Source organism: Methylobacterium sp. 1030 (assembly GCF_040544715.1).
In the GTDB taxonomy this organism is placed as follows: Bacteria; Pseudomonadota; Alphaproteobacteria; order Rhizobiales; family Beijerinckiaceae; genus Methylobacterium.
The window spans coordinates 144,718-167,456 of record NZ_JBEPKM010000015.1 but is presented as its reverse complement, the minus strand read 5'-3'; the positions used below and the strand labels follow the sequence as shown (position 1 = coordinate 167,456).

Annotated in this window: 20 protein-coding genes; 8 read left to right on the top strand and 12 right to left on the bottom strand. The window is 72.1% G+C overall.

The window, feature by feature from the left end:
* Positions 1-13: 13 nt before the first annotated feature.
* Positions 14-964: a GGDEF domain-containing protein gene (locus tag ABIC30_RS22035; RefSeq protein ID WP_244603222.1), complete on the top strand. Its 951-nt coding sequence runs from the start codon at positions 14-16 to the stop codon at positions 962-964.
* Here the strand turns inward: ABIC30_RS22035 and ABIC30_RS22030 are convergent.
* Complete coding sequence (locus ABIC30_RS22030; RefSeq protein ID WP_354456088.1) at positions 917-3,634, bottom strand: DUF3772 domain-containing protein; 2,718 nt, start codon at positions 3,632-3,634, stop codon at positions 917-919. The two genes, ABIC30_RS22035 and ABIC30_RS22030, sit on opposite strands and share 48 nt — an antisense overlap.
* A 521-nt stretch (positions 3,635-4,155) precedes the next feature.
* Here ABIC30_RS22030 and ABIC30_RS22025 point away from each other — a divergent pair.
* Positions 4,156-4,704, top strand: a complete 549-nt coding sequence (locus ABIC30_RS22025) for an HNH endonuclease (RefSeq protein ID WP_020094004.1) — start codon at positions 4,156-4,158, stop codon at positions 4,702-4,704.
* 16 nt (positions 4,705-4,720) lie between these two features.
* Here the strand turns inward: ABIC30_RS22025 and ABIC30_RS22020 are convergent, their stop codons facing one another.
* The 3 genes from ABIC30_RS22020 to ABIC30_RS22010 form a co-directional block, all read right to left on the bottom strand.
* Complete coding sequence (locus ABIC30_RS22020; protein WP_026605058.1) at positions 4,721-4,960, bottom strand: hypothetical protein; 240 nt, start codon at positions 4,958-4,960, stop codon at positions 4,721-4,723.
* A 26-nt stretch (positions 4,961-4,986) separates the two neighbouring features.
* Positions 4,987-5,886, bottom strand: a complete 900-nt coding sequence (locus tag ABIC30_RS22015) for an outer membrane protein (RefSeq protein WP_020094006.1) — start codon at positions 5,884-5,886, stop codon at positions 4,987-4,989.
* Positions 5,887-6,161: 275 nt separating this feature from the next.
* Positions 6,162-7,136, bottom strand: a complete 975-nt coding sequence (locus tag ABIC30_RS22010) for an outer membrane protein (protein ID WP_020094007.1) — start codon at positions 7,134-7,136, stop codon at positions 6,162-6,164.
* Positions 7,137-7,372: 236 nt separating this feature from the next.
* Here ABIC30_RS22010 and ABIC30_RS22005 point away from each other — a divergent pair, with 236 nt between their 5' ends.
* Positions 7,373-7,714 carry an MmcQ/YjbR family DNA-binding protein gene (locus ABIC30_RS22005; RefSeq protein WP_020094008.1) on the top strand — a complete coding sequence of 114 codons (342 nt, stop codon included), beginning with the start codon at positions 7,373-7,375 and terminating at the stop codon, positions 7,712-7,714.
* Positions 7,715-7,764: 50 nt separating this feature from the next.
* Here the strand turns inward: ABIC30_RS22005 and glmM are convergent, their stop codons facing one another.
* The 6 genes from glmM to pal all read right to left on the bottom strand — a co-directional run bounded on the left by glmM (position 7,765) and on the right by pal (position 15,050).
* Entirely contained in the window at positions 7,765-9,105 is a 1,341-nt protein-coding gene (glmM, locus tag ABIC30_RS22000; protein WP_026605059.1) for a phosphoglucosamine mutase, read from the bottom strand.
* Positions 9,106-9,174: 69 nt separating this feature from the next.
* Entirely contained in the window at positions 9,175-9,987 is an 813-nt protein-coding gene (locus tag ABIC30_RS21995) for a sulfite exporter TauE/SafE family protein (RefSeq protein WP_020094010.1), read from the bottom strand.
* Positions 9,988-10,290: 303 nt separating this feature from the next.
* The gene (gene ftsH / locus ABIC30_RS21990; protein WP_012321255.1) at positions 10,291-12,213 is read right to left on the bottom strand and encodes an ATP-dependent zinc metalloprotease FtsH; all 1,923 of its coding nucleotides are present in this window, start codon (positions 12,211-12,213) and stop codon (positions 10,291-10,293) included.
* 48 nt (positions 12,214-12,261) lie between these two features.
* Entirely contained in the window at positions 12,262-13,299 is a 1,038-nt protein-coding gene (gene tilS / locus ABIC30_RS21985; protein ID WP_103985556.1) for a tRNA lysidine(34) synthetase TilS, read from the bottom strand.
* A 107-nt stretch (positions 13,300-13,406) separates the two neighbouring features.
* Positions 13,407-14,396 carry a tol-pal system protein YbgF gene (ybgF, locus tag ABIC30_RS21980; RefSeq protein WP_020094012.1) on the bottom strand — a complete coding sequence of 330 codons (990 nt, stop codon included), beginning with the start codon at positions 14,394-14,396 and terminating at the stop codon, positions 13,407-13,409.
* Between the two features lie 159 nt (positions 14,397-14,555).
* Positions 14,556-15,050 carry a peptidoglycan-associated lipoprotein Pal gene (gene pal / locus ABIC30_RS21975; RefSeq protein WP_012321252.1) on the bottom strand — a complete coding sequence of 165 codons (495 nt, stop codon included), beginning with the start codon at positions 15,048-15,050 and terminating at the stop codon, positions 14,556-14,558.
* A gap of 349 nt (positions 15,051-15,399) precedes the next feature.
* Between pal and ABIC30_RS21970 the strand changes: the two genes are divergently transcribed.
* On the top strand, positions 15,400-15,804 hold the full coding sequence (locus tag ABIC30_RS21970) for a response regulator (protein ID WP_020094013.1): 405 nt from the start codon (positions 15,400-15,402) through the stop codon (positions 15,802-15,804).
* 84 nt (positions 15,805-15,888) lie between these two features.
* Here ABIC30_RS21970 and ABIC30_RS21965 read toward each other — a convergent pair whose 3' ends face one another.
* On the bottom strand, positions 15,889-16,938 hold the full coding sequence (locus tag ABIC30_RS21965) for a WcbI family polysaccharide biosynthesis putative acetyltransferase (protein ID WP_026605060.1): 1,050 nt from the start codon (positions 16,936-16,938) through the stop codon (positions 15,889-15,891).
* Between the two features lie 74 nt (positions 16,939-17,012).
* Here ABIC30_RS21965 and ABIC30_RS21960 point away from each other — a divergent pair, with 74 nt between their 5' ends.
* The 3 genes from ABIC30_RS21960 (at position 17,013) to ABIC30_RS21950 (ending at position 19,948) form a co-directional block, all read left to right on the top strand.
* Positions 17,013-18,080 carry a GSCFA domain-containing protein gene (locus tag ABIC30_RS21960; protein ID WP_042675851.1) on the top strand — a complete coding sequence of 356 codons (1,068 nt, stop codon included), beginning with the start codon at positions 17,013-17,015 and terminating at the stop codon, positions 18,078-18,080.
* A gap of 288 nt (positions 18,081-18,368) precedes the next feature.
* The gene (locus ABIC30_RS21955; protein ID WP_100252501.1) at positions 18,369-18,968 is read left to right on the top strand and encodes a nitroreductase family protein; all 600 of its coding nucleotides are present in this window, start codon (positions 18,369-18,371) and stop codon (positions 18,966-18,968) included.
* A 155-nt stretch (positions 18,969-19,123) separates the two neighbouring features.
* On the top strand, positions 19,124-19,948 hold the full coding sequence (locus tag ABIC30_RS21950; protein WP_234081615.1) for an SHOCT domain-containing protein: 825 nt from the start codon (positions 19,124-19,126) through the stop codon (positions 19,946-19,948).
* A 96-nt stretch (positions 19,949-20,044) separates the two neighbouring features.
* On the opposite strand, the gene ABIC30_RS21945 is transcribed toward ABIC30_RS21950, so the two are convergent.
* Entirely contained in the window at positions 20,045-21,070 is a 1,026-nt protein-coding gene (locus ABIC30_RS21945; protein ID WP_056533680.1) for a KpsF/GutQ family sugar-phosphate isomerase, read from the bottom strand.
* Positions 21,071-21,298: 228 nt separating this feature from the next.
* Between ABIC30_RS21945 and ABIC30_RS21940 the strand changes: the two genes are divergently transcribed.
* Positions 21,299-22,732: an FAD-linked oxidase C-terminal domain-containing protein gene (locus tag ABIC30_RS21940; RefSeq protein WP_020094019.1), complete on the top strand. Its 1,434-nt coding sequence runs from the start codon at positions 21,299-21,301 to the stop codon at positions 22,730-22,732.
* The last annotated feature ends 7 nt before the right edge of the window (positions 22,733-22,739 follow it).

Sequence of the window (22,739 nt, the reverse complement as noted above, 5' to 3'; positions counted from 1 at the left end):
CCAGCAGGCCGGCATGCTGGCGCGGCAGGAGCGTGCCCTGGCGGCCGCCGGGATGGGCCTCTGGTCCTGCCGCCTGCGCGACGGCGCCCTCGACTGGTCCGGGGGCGTCCACGACCTGTTCGGCGTCCCCCGGGGCGCGGCGCTGCACCGGCCCCGGATCCTGGACCTCTACGAGCCGACCTCGCGGCGCCTGCTGGAAGCGCTCCGGCACCGGGCGATCGCCGGGAGCGGCGCCTTCGTGCTCGACGCCGAGATCCAGGCCGGGAGCCGGCGGCGCTGGATCCGGATCCGCGCCGCGGTCGAGACCGAGGACGGGCGCCCCGCCCGCCTGTTCGGAACCAAGCAGGACGTCACCGAGGAGATCGCCCGGCTGGCCGAGCTGAGCCGGCGCGCCGAGTGCGACCCGCTCACCGGGCTGGCGAACCGCCGCGGCTTCGAGGCGCGATTCGAGGCGCGGTTCGAGGCCGGCACGGACGGCGCCGGTCCGGATCCCCTCGCCGCCCTGCTGCTGATCGACCTCGACGGGTTCAAGCCGGTCAACGACGTCCACGGCCACGCGGCCGGCGACCTGTGCCTCCGGCGCTCGGCCGCGCGGCTCGCCGCCGTCTGCCGGGACGCGGCCCTCGTGGCCCGCATCGGCGGCGACGAGTTCGCCGTGCTCCTGCGGGCGCCCGTCGACCCGCTCGCGCTGGTGGAGCGCGGCCGGCGCGTCGTCGCCGCCCTGAGCCGGCCGATCCCGTATCGCGGCCGGGAGTTGCGGATCGGCGCCTCCGTGGGGATCGCGGTGGCAGACGCCGCGGCGATGTCCGCCGGGCGCGGCGGCCGCGCCCGGCTGTTCGGCCGGGCGGACGCGGCGCTCTACGCCGCCAAGGACGCGGGCGGGAACGCCGTCCGGATCGCCCTCGGCGGCGGCCGGTCAGGCGCCGGCGCTGCGCAGGCCGCGGTCGCGCTGGGGCCGGACTGATTCGCCGCCCTCGGGGACCGGCGCCGGCTGGATGAAGCGGCTGGCGATCTCGCCCATCGCGCTCTGCATCGTGTCGAGGCCCTGCACGGTGACGATGCTGGAGCCGGGCCCGAGCGGCGGGATGAAACCCGCCTCCGAGAGGGTCGCGAACACCGAGAAGTTCAGGTCGGTCACCACCTTCTGGCCGAGGCTCACGTCCACGATCCAGACGAGCAGCTCGAATTCCAGGAACGGGTCGCCGATCTTCTTGAACACCACCCGGGGCGGGGGCTCCTTCAGGACGTCGGAATGACCCTGCGCGCAGGCCGTGATCATCTCGGCGGCGCGCACCGGGTCCTGGTTGCGCAGGACGCTGACCGTGATGCTGACGCGCCCGGTCCGATCGCCCCGCACCCGGTTCTTCACCACCCCGGAGATCAGGTTCGAGTTCGGCACGATCACGGCCGAGCGGTCGAAGGTCTGGATCTCGGTGGAGCGCACCGAGATCCGCTTCACGATGCCCTCGGAATCGCCGATCACCACCTGGTCGCCGACCCGGATCGGGCGCTCCCACAGGAGCAGCAGGCCGGAGACGAAGTTGTTGACGATCGACTGGAGGCCGAAACCGATACCGACCGACAGGGCGCCGGCCACGATGGTGAGCTTCTCCAGGCTCAGGCCGAGATACGAGAAGGCCAGCGCCAGCGCGATCAGGAAGCCGCAATAGCCCGCCACCGTGGTGATCGAGTTGCGCAGGCCCGCGTCGAGGTCGGTGGCCGGCAGGTAGGTGTTCTCCAGCCAGCGCTGCACCCCGCGGGTGATGAACACGCCGACCACCAGGATGCCGATCCCGAAGGCGATGCTGGAGAGCGAGATCGTGACATCGCCGACCTTGAAGCCGAAGAAGGCCTGCCGGACCGACGAGACGATGTCGGTGGAATCGAGCCCCCAGGGCGCCAGCACGAGGACCGCCGCCGCCAGGAACAGGATGAGCCGGGTCGCGCCGGTCGTCAGGACCGAGATCTGGTTGAGCGAGCGCTTGCGCAGGCCGGTATTGGCCTGGAGCGTGGTGGCGAGCCGCGTCTCGTCGCTGAGCGCGCGGCCGACGAAGATGTCGACGCTCTGGACCAGCAGGTAGAGCAGCACGAGGACCGCGGCGTCCCAGATCAGCTGGTCGATCAGGAAGGCCGCGAAGGCCACGTAGCCCACCAGCGCGCCGAGCCCGATCAGCGCCACCGCGGCCCAGCCCAGGAGCCGCGCCGGCCCGCCGATGCCCGTCGTGGTCTTGGTCGGCACGTAGGGGCCGAAGCAGGCCTCCTCCTCCTGCTCGGTGTCGGCGAACCGGTGGAGGCCGACCGCGAGGATCAGCGCGGTGGCGACCGCCCCGATGCCCCGCGTGGCGATGGAGATCGGCAGGGCCGCCGAGATCCCGGAATTCAGGGCCTCGACGGACTTCACCACGGTGATCACCGTGGCGATGCCGACGGCGAGCCGGGTCAGGCGCGTGGCCGCCGCGTCGCTCACCGGGGCGGGCCGCCACGCCGGCTTCTCGGGGCTGAGCAGCCCGTCGCACAGGGCCTCCACGAAGGCGATGAAGGCCAGCCCTCCGAGGATCGCGGCGGCGACCGGCAGGAGCCGGGACGGCAGCAGGTTGGTGGAATCGAGGGCGTAGTAGACCGCGTAGGATCCGGCCACCGCCGGCACCGTGCCGAGCAGGATCACCCGCCAGGCGGCGAGCATCACGGCGCGCCGCGACGGGTCGGTCTTGGTGGCATCCCGGCGGGCGCCCTTGGGGGCGATGTTGCGCCGGCCGAAATACAGCGCCACCGAGATCCCGAAGGCGAGCCCCAGGAACAGCAGGTTGGCGAGGTTGCCGTTGCGGGAAAACAGCAGCCCGATATCCGACACGGCGCTCTGCAGGGCGCGCGTGTCCCGGGGGACGTCGCCCATCACCTTGGTCCAGAGACCGGGGCCGACCAGCGGCTGGGAGCGCTGGAGCAGGTCGCGGGTGAACGATTCGCGGCGGCGATTCGAGACACGGTCGACGATCTGGTCGCCCTGCACCACCAGGGAGCGGGCGAGGCGCTGGGTCTCGTCGATGCGGGTGACGGCGGCCTCGCGCTCGGCGCGCTCGGCGGCGACGTCGGCGCTCTCCTGGGTATCCTTGGGTTTCGGCCCGAGCTGAGCCAGGCGCTCGCGCGCGGCCTCCAGCGGCGCGTCGAGCCGGGTGACCAGGGTGCGGATCTCGTCGGTGACCGTCACGGCGCTGTCGCGGATGGCGGTGAGGTCGGCCACCGTCAGCTCCGTGTGGCCGAGCTGCTTCTCGCGGGCGTCGAGCTCGGTCTTGGCGGCGTCGAGCTTGGCTCGGACCTTCTTGAACTGCTCGGGAACCTCGGCCTTGGCGGCCGGCGGGGGCGCGGGCTTCGCTTCGGCGGGTTTCGCGTCGGGCGCCTTCGCGTCGGGCGCCCTGCCGTCCGCGGGCTTGGCGTCGGGCGCGGCCTTGGTGTCGGCGGACTTGTGATCAGCGGGCTTCTGATCGGAAGACTTGGTGGCGGGCGCCGGATCCTGGGCGAAGGCCGGCAGGGTCAGGGCCGCCGGGGTTGCGAACACCAGCGCGGCGAGCAGGGCGAGTGCGCGGGACGGGCGCGGCGCGCCCTCCGGCTTCCGGGTCCGCGCTGGGATACGATGCATGAGCAACCTCTCGTCGGGCGCGCGGCGGCCGGCCGGAGTCCGGCATCGGCGAATCGGCGGCGATCGGGGACCGGGCGGGCCTCCTGGCGGCCGGGCGCTCTGGGCGAGCAATAGGGCGAAACCGTGCCGCTGCCCACCCCGGGCCGGATCCCGCGCCGGGTCCCACCCCCGCGAGCCCGCTGTGGGTGCGTCCCCGGGGCTCATCCGGAAAAGCTTCACAAGGGTGTCACGCTGGGATTAGATGAACACCTGATGGACAGGGCCTTTTCGTTGCTACGCGAAAGGGCGCGGCCGGTGGCGATACCGGCCCGGCCCGGCCGCGTTCCGGATGCTACCGCATCGACCGGCGCCCCCGCGCGCCGGCCCGCCGCCCTGTTGTTCCCTCCGTCTCTCCCGTCAAGCCGTCGCTCCGCGCGCCGGCCCGTCCTGCATCGGCCCCGGGCCGGTTCGGACGGGCCGGCGGGGCGGCGGCATGGTCCCGCGCGTCCCACGCGCCAGAGCTAGTCCGAAGAGTCGCGCCGATGATGGATCTCCAAACCCTCGTCCTCAACGCGGATTATCGGCCGCTCTCGTACAATCCGCTCTCCCTCTGGTCGTGGAAGGACGCCTTCACGGCCCTGTTCCTCGACCGCGTCACCCTGGTGGCGAGCTACGACGTCGAGGCGCGCTCGCCCTCGCGCGCCCTGCGGGTGCCGAGCGTCGTGGCGCTGAAGAACTACGTGGCGTTGGCCCGCAGCCCGGCCTTCACCCGCTACAACATCTACCTGCGCGACGGTTTCAGCTGCCAGTATTGCGGCCTGCGGCTGCCCTCGGGCGGCCTGACCTTCGACCACGTGGTGCCGCGCTCCCGGGGCGGCCTGTCGAGCTGGGAGAACGTCGTGGCGGCCTGCTCGCCCTGCAACCTGCGCAAGGCCAACCGCACGCCGGACGAGGCGGACATGCCGCTGATGACCGAGCCCCGGCGGCCGACGCGCTACGAGCTGCACCACCGGCAGCCCGAGTTCGATCACCGCCAATACCATCACACCTGGCTCGACTACCTGTACTGGGACAGCGAGCTGGAGAGCTGAGGGCGGCGCGGAGGCCTCACCAGGCCGGCTCGCGGCGGGGCGGCTCGTTGTACATCGGGACGTTGTGGTTGCGCGGCAGGTAGCCCCGCACCAGCACGGGCGGGGGGACGGCGGGAACGGACGGCACCGGACTCCGGTATCGAACGCTGCGCGGCGGATGCGGGTCGCGCGGCCAATCCGCCGCGACGGCGGGGTCGAGGAGCGGGCCGGCACCGAGCAGCAGGACGGTGAGCCGGATGGTGCGTGCGTGCTGCATGAACAGGCTCCCGCCGAAGCGCGGCATCAGAACTTGACGGCCGCGCCGGCCCGGACGGTGTTCAGGTTGACCTTGTGCCCGTCGAAACTGCTGAACAGCACGTACTGATACTCGGCGCGCAGGAGGATGTTCGGCGTGATCGCGTACTCGACGCCCGCTCCCGCCGCCACGCCGGCGGTGACCTTGGTCCTCGACTGCGTCTGGATCGAGGTGAACGGGGTCCCGTTGTAGGGCGCGCTCTGGTTGAAGCTCGTGTAGCCGTAATTGTTCACGTAGGTCGGCGTCCCGGCCAGAGTCGCGTTGTAGGCCGTCAGATTGAAGCCATAGTTCTGATAGCTCGTCGTATCGGCGACGCGCGCCCGACCGATGGCGATGCCGCCAGTGACATAGGGCAGGAAATTGCCCAGGGCGTAGCCGACCCGCGCGCGCAGCGTGCCGTAATCGTTGACCCGCGTCGCCGTGGATCCACTCAGGCTCACGGTATCGTAGCTGCCGGCGGCCGACATTTGGGTCCGCGCAAGACCATCGCTCGACACGCCCATCCGGCCGAAATTCGTGTAGTCCCCCTCGATGCCGAAGACGAACTCGTCGAACTGAACGTTGTAGCCCGCGAAGGCGCCGAAACTCGTGTCGCCGACTCGCCGCGATGGCGGGCTAAGGAGCGTCGAGGCGTGGAAGTCGGACTCACCCGTCGTGTTGTGCGAGTCCCGGTAGATCAGCGGTTGGAACGCGCCCTTGCTCCCCATGAGCGCGGAGGTGTAGCCGCCGTGGCCGCCGACATACACGCCGCTCCAGTCGACCACCGGGGCCGGGACCGGGTCGTAATCCGCGCCGCGCAGGTAATCGTAATCCAGATCCGCGGCGCGCGCGGTGTTCACGCCGCAGAGACCGAGAACCGCCAGCAGCGGGAAAGTGACGGTACGCATCGGGATCGTCCTGGGACGGAAAAGACGGACGGCGGATCGAGCCTCGACACGGTGATACGCCGGTAACCTTAATTCTCCGTTGCTCGACTGCGATAGGTCAGTCCCGATCCGGGGATGCCAGTCCTGGGACGTCGTGGCGGTTATTGGGTCGGCCAAGGACGGGCTGAGGACAGGCCGAGAACCGAGCCTGTCGCGACGGGGCGCCGAAACGCGAGACGGCGCGGAGACCCTCCGCGCCGTCGTCGTCCGTCAGGGGAATCGCGGTCGAGGCGCGATCAGTACTTGCGCACCAGCGGGCCGGGGATCGGCTCAGGCATCAGCGGCGGCAGCGGGGCCGCCACGAAGCCACCGAGGTAGTAGCGCAGGCCGATCTTCACGTCGTGCGCCTCGATGTCCTTGATCTTGATCGCCTGTAGGCTGCCGGTGCAGCACGGGACGAAGCCCGGGCCGGTCTCGGCCTTGCCGAGGTTCAGGTAGCGGTAGGCCACTTCGATCTTCAGCGCGTCGGTCACGTTGTAGGCGAGACCGGCGTGGAGCGCCCAGGCGAGGCTGCCGGTGGTCTTGTCCTTGTAGAACTTGCTGCCGCTGTTGGTGTTGTAGACCGGATTGCCGTTCGGGTCGTAGACCGGGGCGTACGGGATGCAGCCGCAGCCGGCATTGGTGTAATCGTACGCGTAGGTCGGGCTGGTGAACTGCTGGTTGGTCGAGTAGCTCGAGACGTGGTTGAACGCGTAGCCGACGCCGCCGCCGATGAACGGCGTGATGCCGTACCACGTGCCGAGGTCGAAATAGGCGTTGGCCAGCACCACCGCGGAGTCGAAGTTGCCGCTCGACTTGTTCACGCCGTACGAGCCGAGCCCGTTGTCGAAATCCGGACCCTTGTAGTACTCGCTGCCGCGCAGGCCGGTGGAGTAGCGGTACTCACCGGTGATGTCGCCGCGCAGGAACGGGGTGAACTGGTAGCCGACGCCGACGCCCGCGAAACCGCCGCCGCCGACCGCGTTGCCGAAGGCGCGGTTGGACTCGGCGTAGCCGGTGTAGTCGTAGGCGTCGCTGTAGCGCGGACGGGTGTAGATGCTCGCGCCCACGTCGCCGCGCAGGTACCAGCCGCCGCCGACCTCGATCGGCGGGGGCGGCGGGGGCGGGGGCGGCGGGAGCATCAGATCCGCGGCCGCGGCGAGGCAGGGCGCACCGACGCTCGCCGCGAGCGTCAGGCTACGCACCAAAGCGTTCAGCTTGGAGCGGGCCATGAGGATTCCTTCACTGGACTCGTGAGCCGGACGCGCGGCGCGCGGTCCCGGGGTACGAGGGCAGGATGGAAGGAACGTCTTAAATCCGGCTTAACGTTAAATGTTAGGCTTGCGCATCCGTTGCCGAACTGTCGAAACGGATATCCGGGCGAGACTTGCTTGTTTCGGCTGCGCTGCGCCGCCGGGGTCAGCGCAGTTCTTCTGTGGGGGCCGGACGGCGCGGGGGCTGAGGCCGCATGGGACCCGACGACGTGCGCATCCTGGCGCTGATGCTGCCCGAGGCGGTAGCGGGCGCCCACAGCGGCAACCCGGATTTCCGGGTCGGCGGCCGGGTCTTCGCGACCCTCTGGGTCGAGGAGGCGCGGGTCGTGCTGCGCCTCGCGCCCGCGGATCAGGCCGCCCTCTGCGAGGCCGAGCCGGACCTGTTCGCGCCGCTCGACGGCGCCTGGGGGCGGCGGGGCTGGACCAATCTCGACCTCGACCCGTGCGCGGAGGAGGTTCTGCGGGCGGCGCTGCTGGCGGCGTGGCGGATGACCGCACCCGCGGAGCTGCGCGCCGCCTACGCCGATCTGGGCTGACTCGGGCTGCCCCCTTCGGAGTCGAGCCGCGCCCCTCCGGGGCTCCGGCCTCAGGCCGCCGCGCGGGTGACGGCGTCGACCACCTCGTCGACCACCGCGTTGACGAGGCCGCGGTCGTCGCCCTCGGCCATGACGCGGATCACCGGCTCGGTGCCCGAGGGGCGGATCACGAGGCGGCCGGCATTGCCGAGCCGCTCGCGGGCGTGCTCGATGGCGCTGACCACGCTGTCCTCGCGCAGGGGCTCGCCGCTCCGGTAGCGGACGTTCTTCAGGATCTGCGGCAGCGGGTCGAAGCAGTGGCAGACCTCGCTCACGGGCCGGTTCTGCCGCTGCACCACGCTCAGCAGCTGCAGGGCGGCCACGAGGCCGTCGCCGGTGGTCGTGTAGTCCGACATGATGATGTGGCCGGACTGCTCGCCGCCGAGGTTGTAGCCGTGCGCCCGCATGTGCTCGAGGACGTAGCGGTCCCCCACCGCCGTGCGGGCCAGGGTCAGGCCGAGGCCGCCGAGGAACCGCTCCAGGCCGAGATTCGACATGATCGTCGCGACCACGCCCGGCTGCGTCAGGCGCTCGTCCTCCTTCCAGGAGCGCGCCACGACGGCCATGAGCTGGTCACCGTCGACCACCTGGCCCTTCTCGTCCACGATCAGCACCCGGTCGGCGTCGCCGTCCAGCGCGATGCCGATATCGGCCCGGCGCTCGCGCACCATGTCGATCAGGGCCGCGGGCGCGGTCGAGCCGACATCCCGGTTGATGTTGAACCCGTCCGGCTCGGTGCCGATGGCGATCACCTCGGCGCCGAGCTCCCACAGGGTCTCGGGGGCGACCCGGTAGGCCGCGCCGTTGGCGCAGTCGACCACGACCCGCAGCCCGTCCAGCGTCACCTGCCGCGGGAGGGTGCGCTTGGCGAACTCGATGTAGCGGGCGTGCACGCTCTCGATGCGCTTGGCCCGGCCGAGGTCGTTCGAGCCGGAGAGGCGCTTGTGCATGTCGGCGTCGATCAGCCCCTCGATCTCGTGCTCGATCGCGTCGTTGAGCTTGAAGCCGTCGGGCCCGAACAGCTTGATGCCGTTGTCCTCGAACGGGTTGTGCGAGGCCGAGATCATCACGCCGAGATCGGCCCGCATCGAGCGGGTCAGCATCGCCACGGCCGGCGTCGGCACCGGCCCGAGCAGGAGCACGTCCATGCCCACCGAGGTGAAGCCGGCGACGAGCGCGGTCTCGATCATGTAGCCCGAGAGGCGGGTGTCCTTGCCGATCACCACCCGGTGGCGGTGGTCGCCGCGCTGGAACACGAGGCCGGCGGCCTGACCGACCTTGAGGGCGAGCTCCGGCGTGATCACGCCGTTGGCCCGACCCCGGATGCCGTCGGTTCCGAAATACTTGCGCACCATCACGTCTCCGGCGCCCGGTCTCGCGGACCCGGCACAGCTTAGCAGATTATCGCGCCCGCCGGCGGCTCACCGGCCGGCAGAGTCAACGGGGTGCTCCCCGACAAAGGCGGTCGAAATGGGGCGCCCGGCGCGCTGCAGGAGCCGCGGCGCCGAGGCCGAAACCAGCGCGAGGCCCGAGACGGTCAGCAAGCCGAGCACGAGCCGGCGGAAGGCGACCTCGCTGAGGCCGAGATAGATCCGGGTGCCGAGCAGCGTCGGGACCAGCATCGCCGGCAGGACCACCGCCAGGATCGGCAGCGTCGCCCGGGTGACGAGCCCCGCGGCGAGGTAGGTCGCCAGGGTGACGCTGAGCATCGCGAGGTTGAAGTTCTGGATCACCGAGCGCTGCACGTCGCGCTCGTAGCGGCGCAGGGTGCACCAGAGGGTCGGCAGCATGCCCGTGAAGCCGCCGAGCCCGCCCATCATCCCGCCGCCGAGGCCCACCGCGGCGTCGGCGAGCCGGCCGCCGGCCGCGATCCGCGGTAGGTTCCGGGCGAACAGCATGGCCGGGCACCAGACCATCAGCAGGAGGCCGAGGAGCGTCTTGAACCAGTCGGCGTCGAGCCGCGGCAGCAGGAGGACGCCGAGGGGGATGCCGGCGAGGCCGCCGAGGACGAAGGGCGCGAGGCGCCTAGTCTCGAACCCGCGCCGGACCGAGACCGCCGCGATGACCTGGCCCGTGAAGGCGCCGGAGACGGCCAGCACGGCGGCGAGCTGCGGGTCGATCACCCAGGCCCAGAACGACAGGGCCGTGAGGCCGAAGCCGAAGCCCGACAGGCCCTGGACGAAGCCGGCGACGACGGCGCCGAGGGCGACGACGAGATAGGTCGAGACCGGCATCGGGGGTTTCGCGGCGGCCTGTGGAAGGGACCTGTGTTTCCGATTCGGCGGAGTCCGCGGAGCCTCCGGCCAAGCTGACGCGCGCGATCCGCCGACAGGAGGGCCGGTTTGTCACGGGAGACGCGGCGACGATCACGCGTCGCCGGCGAACGCCGCCGCTGATGAGGGAGCGCGACGCGGCCCCACGCGCGGTCCTGACAGCGTCCTGAAAGCGCACCGAATCCGCACGCGCGTCGAAGGAGGCCGCACGGAACGAAAAAGGGCGCCTCGCGGCGCCCCCTTCGCTCGTCCGATTCCGCGACCTCAGGCCTGCGGCTGCGGCTCCAGGCCGCCGTCGCTCTCCTTCGGCCGGCCGCGGCCCGCCGAGGGGACCGAGGAGCCCCGGGCCGGGGTCGGCGGCACGTCGCCGCCGTCGCGGATCGGGGGCTGGCCCTTGAGCAGGTTGCGGATCTCCTCGCCCGAGAGGGTCTCGTACTCGAGGAGCCCCTGGGCCAGGGCCTCCAGGTCGTCCTTGTGCTCGGCCAGGATGCGGCGCGCCTCCTCCAGGCCGGTCTCCACGAGGCGGCGGACCTCGGCGTCGATCTTCTGGGCGGTCGACTCGGAGACCGATTGCTGCCGGCCCATCGACATGCCGAGGAAGACCTCGTCGTTGTTGTCGCCGTACGCGACGGTGCCGAGCTCGGGGCTGAAGCCCCAGCGGGTCACCATCATCTTGGCGAGCCGCGTCGCCTGCTCGATGTCCGACTGCGCGCCCGAGGTCACCTTCTCGCGCCCGAAGATCATCTCCTCAGCGATGCGGCCGCCCATCATGATCGCCAGCCGCGAGGTCATCTGCTCGAAGCTCATGGAGAGCTTGTCGCGCTCGGGCAGCTGCATGACCATGCCCAGCGCCCGACCGCGCGGGATGATGGTCGCCTTGTGCACCGGGTCGGTGGCCGGGACGTTCAGCGCCACGATGGCGTGGCCGCCCTCGTGGTAGGCGGTGAGCCGCTTCTCGTCCTCGGTCATCACGAGGGTGCGCCGCTCGGCGCCCATCATGACCTTGTCCTTGGCGTCCTCGAACTCGTGCATCGTCACGATGCGTTTTCCGCGTCGAGCGGCGAGGAGCGCCGATTCGTTGACGAGGTTCATCAAGTCGGCGCCCGAGAAGCCCGGGGTGCCGCGCGCGATGGTCTTGAGGTCGACGTCGGGGGCCAGCGGCACCTTGCGGACGTGGACACGCAGGATGCGCTCGCGGCCGGTGACGTCCGGGTTCGGCACCATGATCTGGCGGTCGAAGCGGCCGGGACGCAGCAGCGCCGGGTCGAGCACGTCGGGGCGGTTGGTCGCCGCGATGATGATGACGCCCTCATTGGCCTCGAACCCGTCCATCTCCACGAGGAGCTGGTTGAGGGTCTGCTCGCGCTCGTCGTTGCCGCCGCCGAGGCCGGCGCCGCGGTGGCGGCCGACCGCGTCGATCTCGTCGATGAAGATGATGCAGGGCGCGTTCTTCTTGGCCTGCTCGAACATGTCGCGCACGCGGCTGGCGCCGACGCCCACGAACATCTCGACGAAGTCGGAACCCGAGATGGTGAAGAACGGCACGTTGGCCTCGCCCGCGACCGCCCGGGCGATCAGGGTCTTACCGGTGCCGGGCGGGCCGACGAGCAGCACGCCGCGCGGGATCCGGCCGCCGAGCCGCTGGAACTTCTGCGGGTCGCGCAGGAACTCGACGATCTCCTGGAGATCCTCCTTGGCCTCCTCGACGCCGGCGACGTCGTCGAACGACACCCGGCCGTGGGCCTCGTTCAGGAGCTTGGCCTTCGACTTGCCGAAGCCCATGGCGCGGCCGGCGCCGGACTGCATCTGGCGCGAGAGGAAGATCCAGGCGCCGATGAAGACGAGGATCGGCAGCCAGCTCACGAGGAGCTGGATGAACCAGGGGGTGTTGTCGGACGGCGGGCGGGCGGTGATCTGCACGCCCTTGCCCTGGAGCTTGGAGACCAGGCTCGGGTCGTTGGGCGCGTAGCTCGTGAAGTTGCCGCCGCCCACGTAGGTGCCGGACACGTCCTGCCCGGAGATCACCACCGACTGGATCTTGCCGGCATCGGCGTCGTTCAGGAGCTGGCTGTAGGCGATCTCGCTGCCGCCGCCCCGGTGACCCGGGTTCTGGAACAGGGTGACGAGGGCCAGCACCAGCAGGAAGATGACGACCCACAAGGCAAAGTTGCGAAAATTCGGGTTCATCGATCAATCCCTGGCGCGTGCGACCCCCAGGACGGACCCGCCACGCGGCTATTCCGGTCCATCCGTGCACACTCCGCCAATGTAGGCGGGGGGCTCTCCCTTGCCAAGTAAGTCGGGAGACCCTGCGGCGAGGGCAGCACCTGCGGGTCCGTGCCGGCGTGGCGGCGCCGGGGCGAGGCTCACGCCCCCGCCCGCGTCGGCGGCGACGAGGATCCCCGCGAGGGTGCGGCGGACCGGCTCCCGGCGGCGCAGGGCCGGCAGGAGCGATTCGAGGACGAGGGCCTCGAGGCGCTCGAGGCGGCGCGGCGCCGCGCCGGCCCGGGCCAGGGCGAGATCCAGGCAGCGCAGGGCCACGGCGTCCGGCAGGGCCGCCAGGGCGCGCCCGTCGAGGCGCAGGCCCGCGCCCGTCTCCGACCCGGGCCGGAGCGCCCCGTCGAGGGCCTGCTCGGCCGCGCCCCGGAGCGCGGCCTCGTCGCGGGCGGCGCGCTCGGCGAGCCGGGCGAGGCGCGCCCGGGTCAGGCCCTCGCGCTCCAGGGCCGGCCAGGCCGTGCGCAGGCGGCCGCGGGCGAAGCGCGGGTCGCCGTTGGCGGGATCGCGCAGATACCCGATGCCGCGCGCCGCGCACCACGCCTCCAGGCTCGCCTTCGGCAGGTGCAGGAACGGGCGCCCGAGGGTGAGGCCGGGACCGAGGTCCCGCTCGGCGCGCATGCCGGCGAGCCCCGCGGGGCCGCTGCCGGCCGCGAGCCGGATCAGCACCGTCTCGGCCTGGTCATCCCGCGTGTGGCCCGTCAGCACGAGCCCGGCGCCGACCGCCCCGGCATGGGCGGCGAGGAGTGCGTAGCGGGCGGTGCGGGCCGCGTCCTGCAGGCCGGTGCCGGGCTTCGCGCCCGTCCAGGTCAGGGTCGCGTGGGGCAGGTCCAGCGCCCGGGCGGCGCGGCCGACGCCCTCGGCCTCCGCGCCGGATTCCGGCCGCAGGCCGTGATCGACGGTCGCCACGCGCAGGGACGCGCCGGTCGCGTCGCGCAGGCACGCGGCGGCGTGCATCAGGGCGCTCGAATCGGGACCGCCCGAGACGGCGAGGAGCACGCCCCGCCCGCCGCGCGCGGCCCGGTCGAGCCAGGGGCGGAGGGCGCCGAGGACCGGGTTGCCCGAGTCGCCCGAGTCGCCCGAGTCGCTCAGAGCGCCCGAGACGCTCAGGCGCCGCAGCGGGCGCGCTTCTGCTCGCGGGCGACGCCCTGGCGGACGCCGGTGCCGGCATTCGGGAACTTCCGGTCCAGCTCGGCCAGGGTCGCGCAGGCCTGCTCGCGGGCGCCGAGCGCGTTGAGCGTGACGCCGAGCTTCAGCATGGCGTCGGGGGCCTGGGCGGAGCGGGCGTAGTCGGTCGAGACCTTCAGGAACTGCTCGGCGGCCTCGCGGTTGCGGCCGCGGGCGAGGTAGCTCTCGCCGAGCCAGTAGGTCGCGCCGGCGACGCGGTTGTCGCGCGGGTGCGACTGGATGAACTGGCGCAGGCCCATCTCGGCCTGCTCGTACTGCTTGGCACGGTACAGCTCGACCGCGGCGTCGAAATCGGCGGCCGGATCTCCGGTCCGGGTCGCCGCCACGCTCTCGGAGGGCCGCGCCGGGATCGCCCCGGTCCGGGCCGGCGGCCGCAGGTCCACGGGCTCGTCGTAACCGGAGGTCCCGGCCTCCGAGTCGTCCTCGCCGGACTCGTTGAGCGCGCCCTGGGGCAGGCGCTGCGGCCGGGGCGCCGCCTCGGCGGCCTCCTCAGCCTCGCGGGGCGGCAGCGGCGCGGAGGGCTGCGTGCTGCCGAGCTGCATCGGGGCGCCCGGGGCGCCGGGGGCCTGCGACGGGTCAAAGGCGTCGCCGCGCTTCCCGGGGCGGCCGGCGCCCGGATTGCCGCCGTTGACGGGCCCCGACGGCGCGGGCGCGGCCGAGGGTTTGCCGCCCTTGCCCTCGTTCAGGCGGTACTCGACGTCCTCCTGGAACTTGCGCAGCTGCTCCTTGAGCTGGCGGTTCTCGTACTGGAGGGTCTCGATCTGCCCGGCCATCATCCGGGACTGGTTCTCGATGCGGCCGAGGCGCACCACCAGTTCCGAAGCGTCCTGCGCGGCGGCCGGGTGGGCGAGGAGCACGGCACCGACGGCGGTGGCGAGGGCGAGGCGGGTGCGAAGGCGGGCGGGCATGGTACGGCTGCGGTCCGGTGTCGGCGCGAGGCCCTATCAGATGCGCCGCACCGCGGCAAAACTGCGGCGCGGGTCGAAGGAGTGATCGAAGGCCGTGATCGAGAGCATCGATCGGAGGCGGCGGCCGAGAGCCGCCTCCGGGGTCGTTCGCGCGGCGGCCTACGCGCCGGCGCCGCGGTCGAGGACGATCACCGCGCGGCGGTTCTGCGACCAGCAGGAGATGTCGTTGCACACCGCCACCGGCCGCTCCTTGCCGTACGACACGGTCCGCATCCGGCTCGCCGCGATGCCGCGGGTGGCGAGGTAGTCGTTCACCGCCTGGGCCCGGCGGGCGCCGAGGGAGAAGTTGTACTCGCGGGTGCCGCGCTCGTCGGCGTGGCCCTCGATGATGAAGGTGTAGCGCGGGTAGCGCTGCAGCCACGCGGCCTGCTTGTCGAGGGTCGCGGTCGCGGTCGGCGTCAGGTCGGTGGAGTCCGACTCGAAGAAGACCCGGTCGCCGATATTGACGACGAAGTCCTGCGCGCTGCCCGGGGTGGCGGCGCCCGCCCCGAAGGCGGAGGCGTCGGCGAGGTCCTTGTCGTTGCTGCAGGCGCCCAGGCCGAGGGCGGCCACGAGTGCGAGGCCGAGGGCGGCGGCGCGGAAACGCTGGGGCATGGTCTGAAAAACTCCTCGAGCGGTGCCGAAGGCCGGCTGCTGGTCTTCGAGGCGGGTCCGCGTAATCCTGGCGCCGTTGGTAGGCGGGGTTGGTTAAGCGACGGTTCCGCCGGGCGGCGCGGGAGCGTGGTGACGGTCCGCACCGATCGACGGCGTGCGCTGACGCACCCGGACGCGCCCGGAATGCGGCGGCGGCGGGGCGGCGGGCCGCGACGCGCCATTTCGGCCGCCTCGGTTGCGGCGCTGCAACAGGCGCCGGGCCTCCGCCGGTAACGGTCGCGGGCCGGGCTTTAAGAGATCCTCAACCCTATCGGTCCCTTATCGGCGGGCCGAAGACCGGACCTCCCGCATGCGCCCCGCCCAGAGCGTCCTCATCGTCGAGGACAGCTACCTGCTCCTCGAGATCGTCGCGAGCCTGTGCGAGACGCACGGCATCCGGGTGATCGAAGCCTCGACGGGCGAGGCTGCGCTGACCGTCCTGCGCGACCGGGGTGCGGCGATCGACTGGCTGTTCACCGACATCCACCTGCCCGGGCTGATCGACGGCTGGACGGTGGCCCACGCCTTCCGGGCGATCCATCCGGACCGGCCGGTGGTCTACACCTCGACGGACACGCACGGCCGCAGCGGCGTGCCGGGCAGCCTGTTCCTGCGCAAGCCCTTCCAGATGCAGGAGGTTAACCGCCTGGTCCGGATGATGGTCGAGGGCCTGGGCGAGGCCGGCTCCGAGAGCCGGCTCTGCGCGGCGGGCTGAGTCACGGACCCATCCCAGCCGGTCCGTCATCGCGGGCGCAGCGACGGGTCTGCCGGCCGGACGCCCCGGGTCGCGGAGGCGGCCTCAGCCGCCCCGGAACAGCGCGACGATCTCCGGCGCGGCGAGCCACGCCTCGACCCGCGGGCAGGCGAGATCCCCGGGGGGCATCGCGTCGTAGAGGGCGAAGCTCGCCGCGACGAAGCCCGGCAGGTCGTAGAGCACCGGGAAGTCGTCGCCCCGCGGCTTGGTCTTGAACAGGTACGAGCCGGTCAGGCCGAAATGCTCAGCGATGGGCGGGTAGATCGGCCAGACCACGTCCTGGGCCAGCTCGTCGCCGAGGTAATCCTCGATCTCCACGGGCTCGGGCGTGAGCCCGTTCTCCTGCAGCAGCCGCCTCGCGATGTCGCCGAGGACGTGGACCTTGGGATGGTTCATCAGGTGCATGAAGGCGCCGCGGCGCGCCCAGCGGGTCACCTCGCGCTCCAGCCCGAAACCCAGGGCGTCGGCCGCGCCGACGAGCTCGCGCACCGCCGGGTCCCAGTGGTCGAGGTAGCCCAGGCGGGCGAACACGTCCTCGCGGAACAGGGCGGCCGTGCGGCCAGCATCGAGGCCGAGCCGGTGGGCGGTGACGACGATCGCCGAGTGGTACTGGCCCAGCGGCGACGGCGTCAGCTTCAGCGCGGCGAGGTCCGAGGCCTGCCCGACATAGACCATGTCCGGGTGGAAGGCCGAGAACACGATCGACGGGAACAGCTTGAGCCGCGGGTCGGCCGCGCGCACAGTGGCGGCGTCGCCGCCGGGGATCAGCCCGGCCGGGAAGGCCTGCGAGAAGACGTGGTCGTGGGCGCGCAGGGTCCGGATCAAGCCGTCGACATGGCCGTGGTCTCGCTTCAGCGAGCCCATGGGCAGGTAACGGACCGGGCTCTTCGGCGCGAGCAGGCGCATGGCCCGGGCGATGCCCCGGGCCTGGCAATTGCCCAGCACCGCGATGCTCGGCCCGTCACGGGTCGTGGCGGTGCGGGCGCGGTTCCGCCATGGTGTCGCCCAGGTGGGGGCCCAACGGGTAGGCGTCCAATCGGGCGCCGAGCGGGTGAACGCGCTGCGGGCGCGCCGGGGCAGGTCGTTCAGGGCCACGTCGCGTGCCGGTGTCAGCGGACGGAACAGCGCCCCCGAGGGCCTGCCGCCGTCGTGAAGAAGAGGGTTCGAAGATGGCGTTGAATCCGTATACGGGTCTACCGGCCGAGCGATTCTGGCGCAAGGTCGTCACCAACGTGCCGCCCTTCGCGGTCAATCCGCACCCGAAGGACACGTTCGTGATCGGACCGACCGACAAGGTCGCCACCGGCGGCTCGTGCTTCGCCCAGCGGGTGGCCGAGGCGGTGCGCGGCGCCGGGTTCAACTACTACCTGACCGAGCCGCCGACCCCCGGCATGAGCGCCGAGGAGGCCAATGCCCGCCAGTTCGGCACGTTCTCGGCGCGCTACGGCAACCTCTACTACACGCGCCAGTTCGTGCAGCTGTTCGACCGGGCCTACGGCACGTTCGAGCCGGAACTGAAGGCGTGGCTGCGCGACGACGGTCGCTACGTCGACCCGTTCCGCCCGACCGTCGAGCCGGCGGGCTTCGCCAGCGAGGCCGAGGTGGTCGCGGCGCGCGACGCGCACCTCGCCGAGGTGCGCCGTCTGTTCGAGACGCTCGACGTGTTCGTGCTGACGCTCGGCCTCACCGAGGGCTGGCGCTGGCGGGCCGACGGCGCGGCGCTGCCGCTCGCCCCCGGTGTCGCGGGCGGCACGTTCGACCCCGCGCTCTACGAGTGCGTGAATGCCGGCGCGGGCGAGGTGCTCGGTGACCTCAACGGCTTCCTCGACCGGCTCTGGAGCGTGAATCCGAAGGCGCGGGTGATCTTCACGGTCTCGCCGGTGCCGATGATCGCCACCTACATGGACCGGCACGTGATGGAGTCGAACAGCTACTCCAAGTCGGTGCTGCGGGTGGCGGCCGGCGAGGTGGTCGGCCGCGGCGACCCGCGGGCGGTCTACTTCCCCGCCTACGACATCGTCACGAGCAACGTGAATGCCGGGCGCTACTACAACGAGGACCAGCGCACCATCAACGACGCGGGCGTGCGCCACGTCATGCGCCTGTTCCTGGCGACCTTCGCCCGCGACCGGGTCTCGCCGGCGCCGACCCACGCCCCCGTCGACCTCGCGGCCGAGTTCGAGGGCAATGCCGGCGTGATCTGCGACGAGGAGGAGATCGAGCGCAGCGTGGCGTGACGGGGGGCCGAGATCGTTACCGGAGCGGCCGCGGCCATCGGGCGGCCTGCATCGTCTTCACGAGCGTAGTGAAGTGACCCAGGGTAACGCGACATCGACAGTCGTGGCGCTGCCTGGATTGCTTCGCTCCGCTCGCAAAGGCGGCAGCGCTCCGAAGATCCCGCCGGGCAACCGCTCGAGCCCTTCGCGACCGTCACGGCGGCCGGGGCGATCCCGCGTTTGCCTCCAGCCCGGCCTTTCGGGCAAGCTCGGCCGCCCGGGCGCTCGCGCCTATCGGAGACGAATCCCTTGAGCCTGCCCCCGCCCCGCCGCGCCGACCACGACATCGATCCGGTCTTCGTGAAGCGGCACTCGCCCCGCGCCTTCACGGGCGAGGCCGTGCCCGAATCCGAGCTGATGCGGATGATCGAGGCGGCGCGCTGGTCGCCCTCCGCCTACAACTCGCAGCCCTGGCGCTTCCTCTACGCGCTCCGGGGCGACGCCCACTGGGACACGTTCTTCGACCTGCTGGTGCCCGGCAATCAGAAATGGGTGTCCGGCACCGGCGCGATCCTGTTCCTCGTCTCGAACGGGTTCATGAAGGTCGGCGACGAGCTGAAGCCATCCTACAGCCACTCCTTCGACGCCGGCACCGCTTCGCTGGCCTTCCAGCTCCAGGCGATCCACCAGGGCTGGCACGCCCACGGCATGGTCGGGTTCGACCACGTCCGCGCGCCCGCGGTGCTGCGTCTGCCCGAGAACCACCGGATCGAGGCCGCCTTCGCGGTCGGCCGCAAGACGCCCGAGGCGGACCTCACCGAGGAGCAGCGGCCCCGCGAGACCCCGAACGGCCGCCGGCCGATCACCGACTTCACCATCGCGGGACCGTTCCCGCAGGCCGCCGGCTGAGACGGGCCGGAACCCGCTCGGACGGCCGGGGATTGGCTCCGCATCGCGACGCCGTCGCAGGTCCGTGGGCGCAGGCCCACGGGCTCGACCCGGGCCGGCAGGGGGCCGCCGCCGCGCGCCTCCTGTCCGCCCTCCGACGCTTCGGGAGCTGGCTCATGGATCCGTCCGACACCGCCGCGTCCGACCCGTTCCGGGATGACGGGCCGTTCGACCCCGTCCCCGGGCTGCAGACCGTCGCCGACCGCCACGGGGTCAGCCCGGACGCGGTGCGCCACCTGGTCCGGGCCCTCGAGCGTGGCCACGGCACGATGGCGCAGTTCGACCATCCCGATCTCGGCGGGATGGGGCAGTGGTTTTCCGGCGGGATGGTGATGGTCGGCCGGATGTTCGACGACGCGCTGAAGGCGCGGGTCGACGCGCTCTGCACCGAGCTGGCCGGGGCGCTCCCCGCGGGGGGCTTCTCGGAGGCCGCGCCCGCGGCGCGGCGCGGCGGCGGCGAGTGGTGGCCGGCCGGCCTCGGGGATCCGGCCAGCACCGGCGCGCAGGACGGGCTGCGCTACGCCTATTTCCCGGACAGCCGGCGGCTCGCCGTCGACGCGGGGTCCGGGGTCGCGCTGTACGATACCGGCGAGCACCGCATCACCGGCGTTTCCCAGGCGAACGGCAGCCTCGGCTTCACGGGACCGTCCGGGGCCGTCGCCCTCGACCGCCTCCGCCGGATCGAGGCGGAGGTCGCGGCGCCGCGCCAAGCGGATCCGGGCCAGGTGGATCCGGGCCGAGCGGACCCGGCCGAGATCCCGGCGAAGGCCGCCCCCGCCGCTTCGCCGGCCGCTGCGGCTGCCCCTTCGGCGGCCCCGGACCGGTCGTCTCCGGACGCGATCCTCGCGACCATCGAGCGGCTGGCCGACCTTCACGCGCGCGGCGTGCTCACCGACGCGGAGTTCGCGACCAAGAAGACGGAGCTGCTGGCCCGGCTGTGAGGGGCGCCCGGTCGCCGTACCCGCCGGCCCCGTCCCGAGGCGCGGAGGCCTCGCGGGATGCGGGCGCGGATCGGACCCTGCCGGGTCCGGACGGCCTCAGGCGATGCCGACGCGCAGCAGGTCGTGGACGTGCACGATGCCGACCGGCCGGCCGTCGGTGACGGCGAAGACCGCCGTGATCAGCCGGCGGTTCATCAGCTCCAGCGCGGCCTGGGCCAGCTTGTGCGGCTCCACGGTCACCGGGTCGCGGGTCATGACGGTCGAGACCGGCGTGTCGAGGAGCGCCGGACCCATGTGGCGGCGCAGATCGCCGTCCGTGACGATGCCGACGAGGCGGCCGGCCGCGTCCGTGACGCCGACGCAGCCGTAGCGTCGCGCCGCGATCTCGATCATTACCTCGGACATGAGGGCGGTCTCGTGCACCAGCGGCATGTCCTGGGGCCCGTGCATCACCTGCTGCACGGTCCTGAGGCGGGCCGCGAGGGTGCCGCCCGGATGCAGGGTGTGGAAGCGCGCCGAGGTGAAGCCGCGCCGCTCCAGGAGCGCCACCGCCAGGGCGTCGCCCAGCGCCAGCTGGATCAGGCTGGAGGAGGTCGGCGCGAGGTCGTGCGGGCAGGATTCCCGCACGCGGGGCAGTTCCAGCAGCACGTCGGCGGCCTTGCCCAGGGTGCTCTCGCCGTTGCGGGTGATCGCCACCAGAGGGATCGAGAACCGGCGGCTGAAGCCGACGAGGTCGGACAGTTCCGCGGTCTCCCCCGACCACGACAGCGCGATGATGACGTCGTCCCGGGCGATCATCCCGAGGTCGCCGTGGCTCGCCTCGGTCGGGTGGACGAAGAAGGCGTGCGTGCCGGTGGAGGCCAGCGTCGCGGCGATCTTGCGCCCGACATGCCCGCTCTTGCCGATGCCGCTGACGATGACGCGGCCCTTGCTCTGCAGGATGGTCTGCACCGCCTCCTCGAAGGCCGCGCCGAGCCGGCCCTGGAAGGCGGCGCTCGCCTCCTGCAGGGCCGCGATGCCGAGTTGGAGGCTGCGGATCCCGAGGTCGCGGGTGGTGGCGAGATGCGCCGACGGCGCGTCGTAGCGGTCGTCGCGCAGGGCGCTGGAGGCGGGAGCGTTCATCGTGTCCGTTCTTGACCCGTCGACCGGATCCGGCACCGGGGGCCGGAATCGGGGAGCGGCGCAGCGAGGCGTCTCCGGCGACGCTAGGCAGCCGTCGTGGTTGAAATGTGACGCGGGGACGACGCAGCGCCGCACGCCGGTTGAAGGCGCGGCCGCCGGGGTCCATGCTCCCGGCACGCCATCCCGCGCGCCGTCTCGCGCCGCGGGCCCCAGGAGGGCAAGAGCCCCATGACCATCCGTTTCCCCGACCCCGATCCCGCGATCCTCGCCCGCCGCGAGGCGATCCTGGCCGGCCTCGCGCCCCTGGTCGCGCCGGAGGCGCTGGTGGTCAGCGAGGACGAGCGCCGGGCCTTCGAGACCGACGGGCTCACCGCCTACCGGCAGATGCCGCTCGCCGTGGTGCTGCCCTCCACCACCGCGGAGGTCGCCGCCGTGATGGCCTACTGCCACGCCAACGGCGTGCGGGTCGTGCCCCGGGGCGCCGGCACCTCGCTCGCGGGCGGCGCCATCGCGCAGGCCGACGCGATCATCCTGGGCGTCGGCAAGATGACCCAGGTCCTCGACATGGACTTCGCCAACCGCACCGCCCGGGTGCAGAGCGGCATCACCAACCTGGCGATCTCCGGGGCGGTCAGCCACGAGGGCTTCTTCTACGCTCCCGACCCGTCGAGCCAGCTCGCCTGCACGATCGCCGGAAACATCGCGATGAATTCGGGCGGCGCGCACTGCCTGAAATACGGCGTGACCACCAACAACCTGCTGGGCGTCACCCTGGTGCTCAACGACGGCACCGTGGTGGAGATCGGCGGCCAGCACCTCGACAGCGGCGGCTACGACCTGCTCGGCCTCGTCTGCGGCTCGGAGGGGCAGCTCGGCATCGTCACCGAGGCGACCGTGCGGATCCTGCGCGCCGCCGAGGGCGCGCGCCCGGTGCTGGTCGGCTTCTCGAAGGTCGAGGATGCGGGCGACTGCGTCGCGGCGATCATCGCGGCCGGGATCATCCCGGTGGCGATCGAGTACATGGACCGCGAGGCGATCCTCATCACCGAGGACTTCGCCCAGGCCGGCTACCCGCGCGACGCCGAGGCGATGCTGATCATCGAGGTCGAGGGCTCGGACGCCGAGTGCGACGCGATGCTGGCGCGGATCGAGACGATCGCCCGGGATTTCCGCCCGACCAGCCTGCGCGTCTCGCGCTCGGAGGCGGAATCGGCCGCGATCTGGAAGGGCCGCAAGTCGGCCTTCGGGGCGACCGGCCGGATCTCCGACTACATCTGCATGGACGGGACGATCCCCACCGGCCAGCTCGGGCCGGTGCTGGAGCGGATCGGCGCCATCTGCGCCGAGAAGGGCCTGCGCGTCGCCAACGTGTTCCACGCGGGCGACGGCAACCTGCACCCGCTGATCTTGTTCGACATCAACACGCCCGGCGAATTGCAGAAGGCCGAGGCCGCGGGCGACGAGATCCTGAAGCTCTGCGTCGAGGTCGGCGGCTGCCTCACCGGCGAGCACGGGGTCGGCATCGAGAAGCGCGAGTTGATGCGCTTCCAGTACGACCAGGTCGATCTCGAGCAGCAGATGCGGGTCAAGGCGGTGTTCGATCCGGACTGGATGCTGAACCCCGCCAAGGTGTTCCCGCTGGACGGGCGCCTCGCGGCCTGAGCCGCGC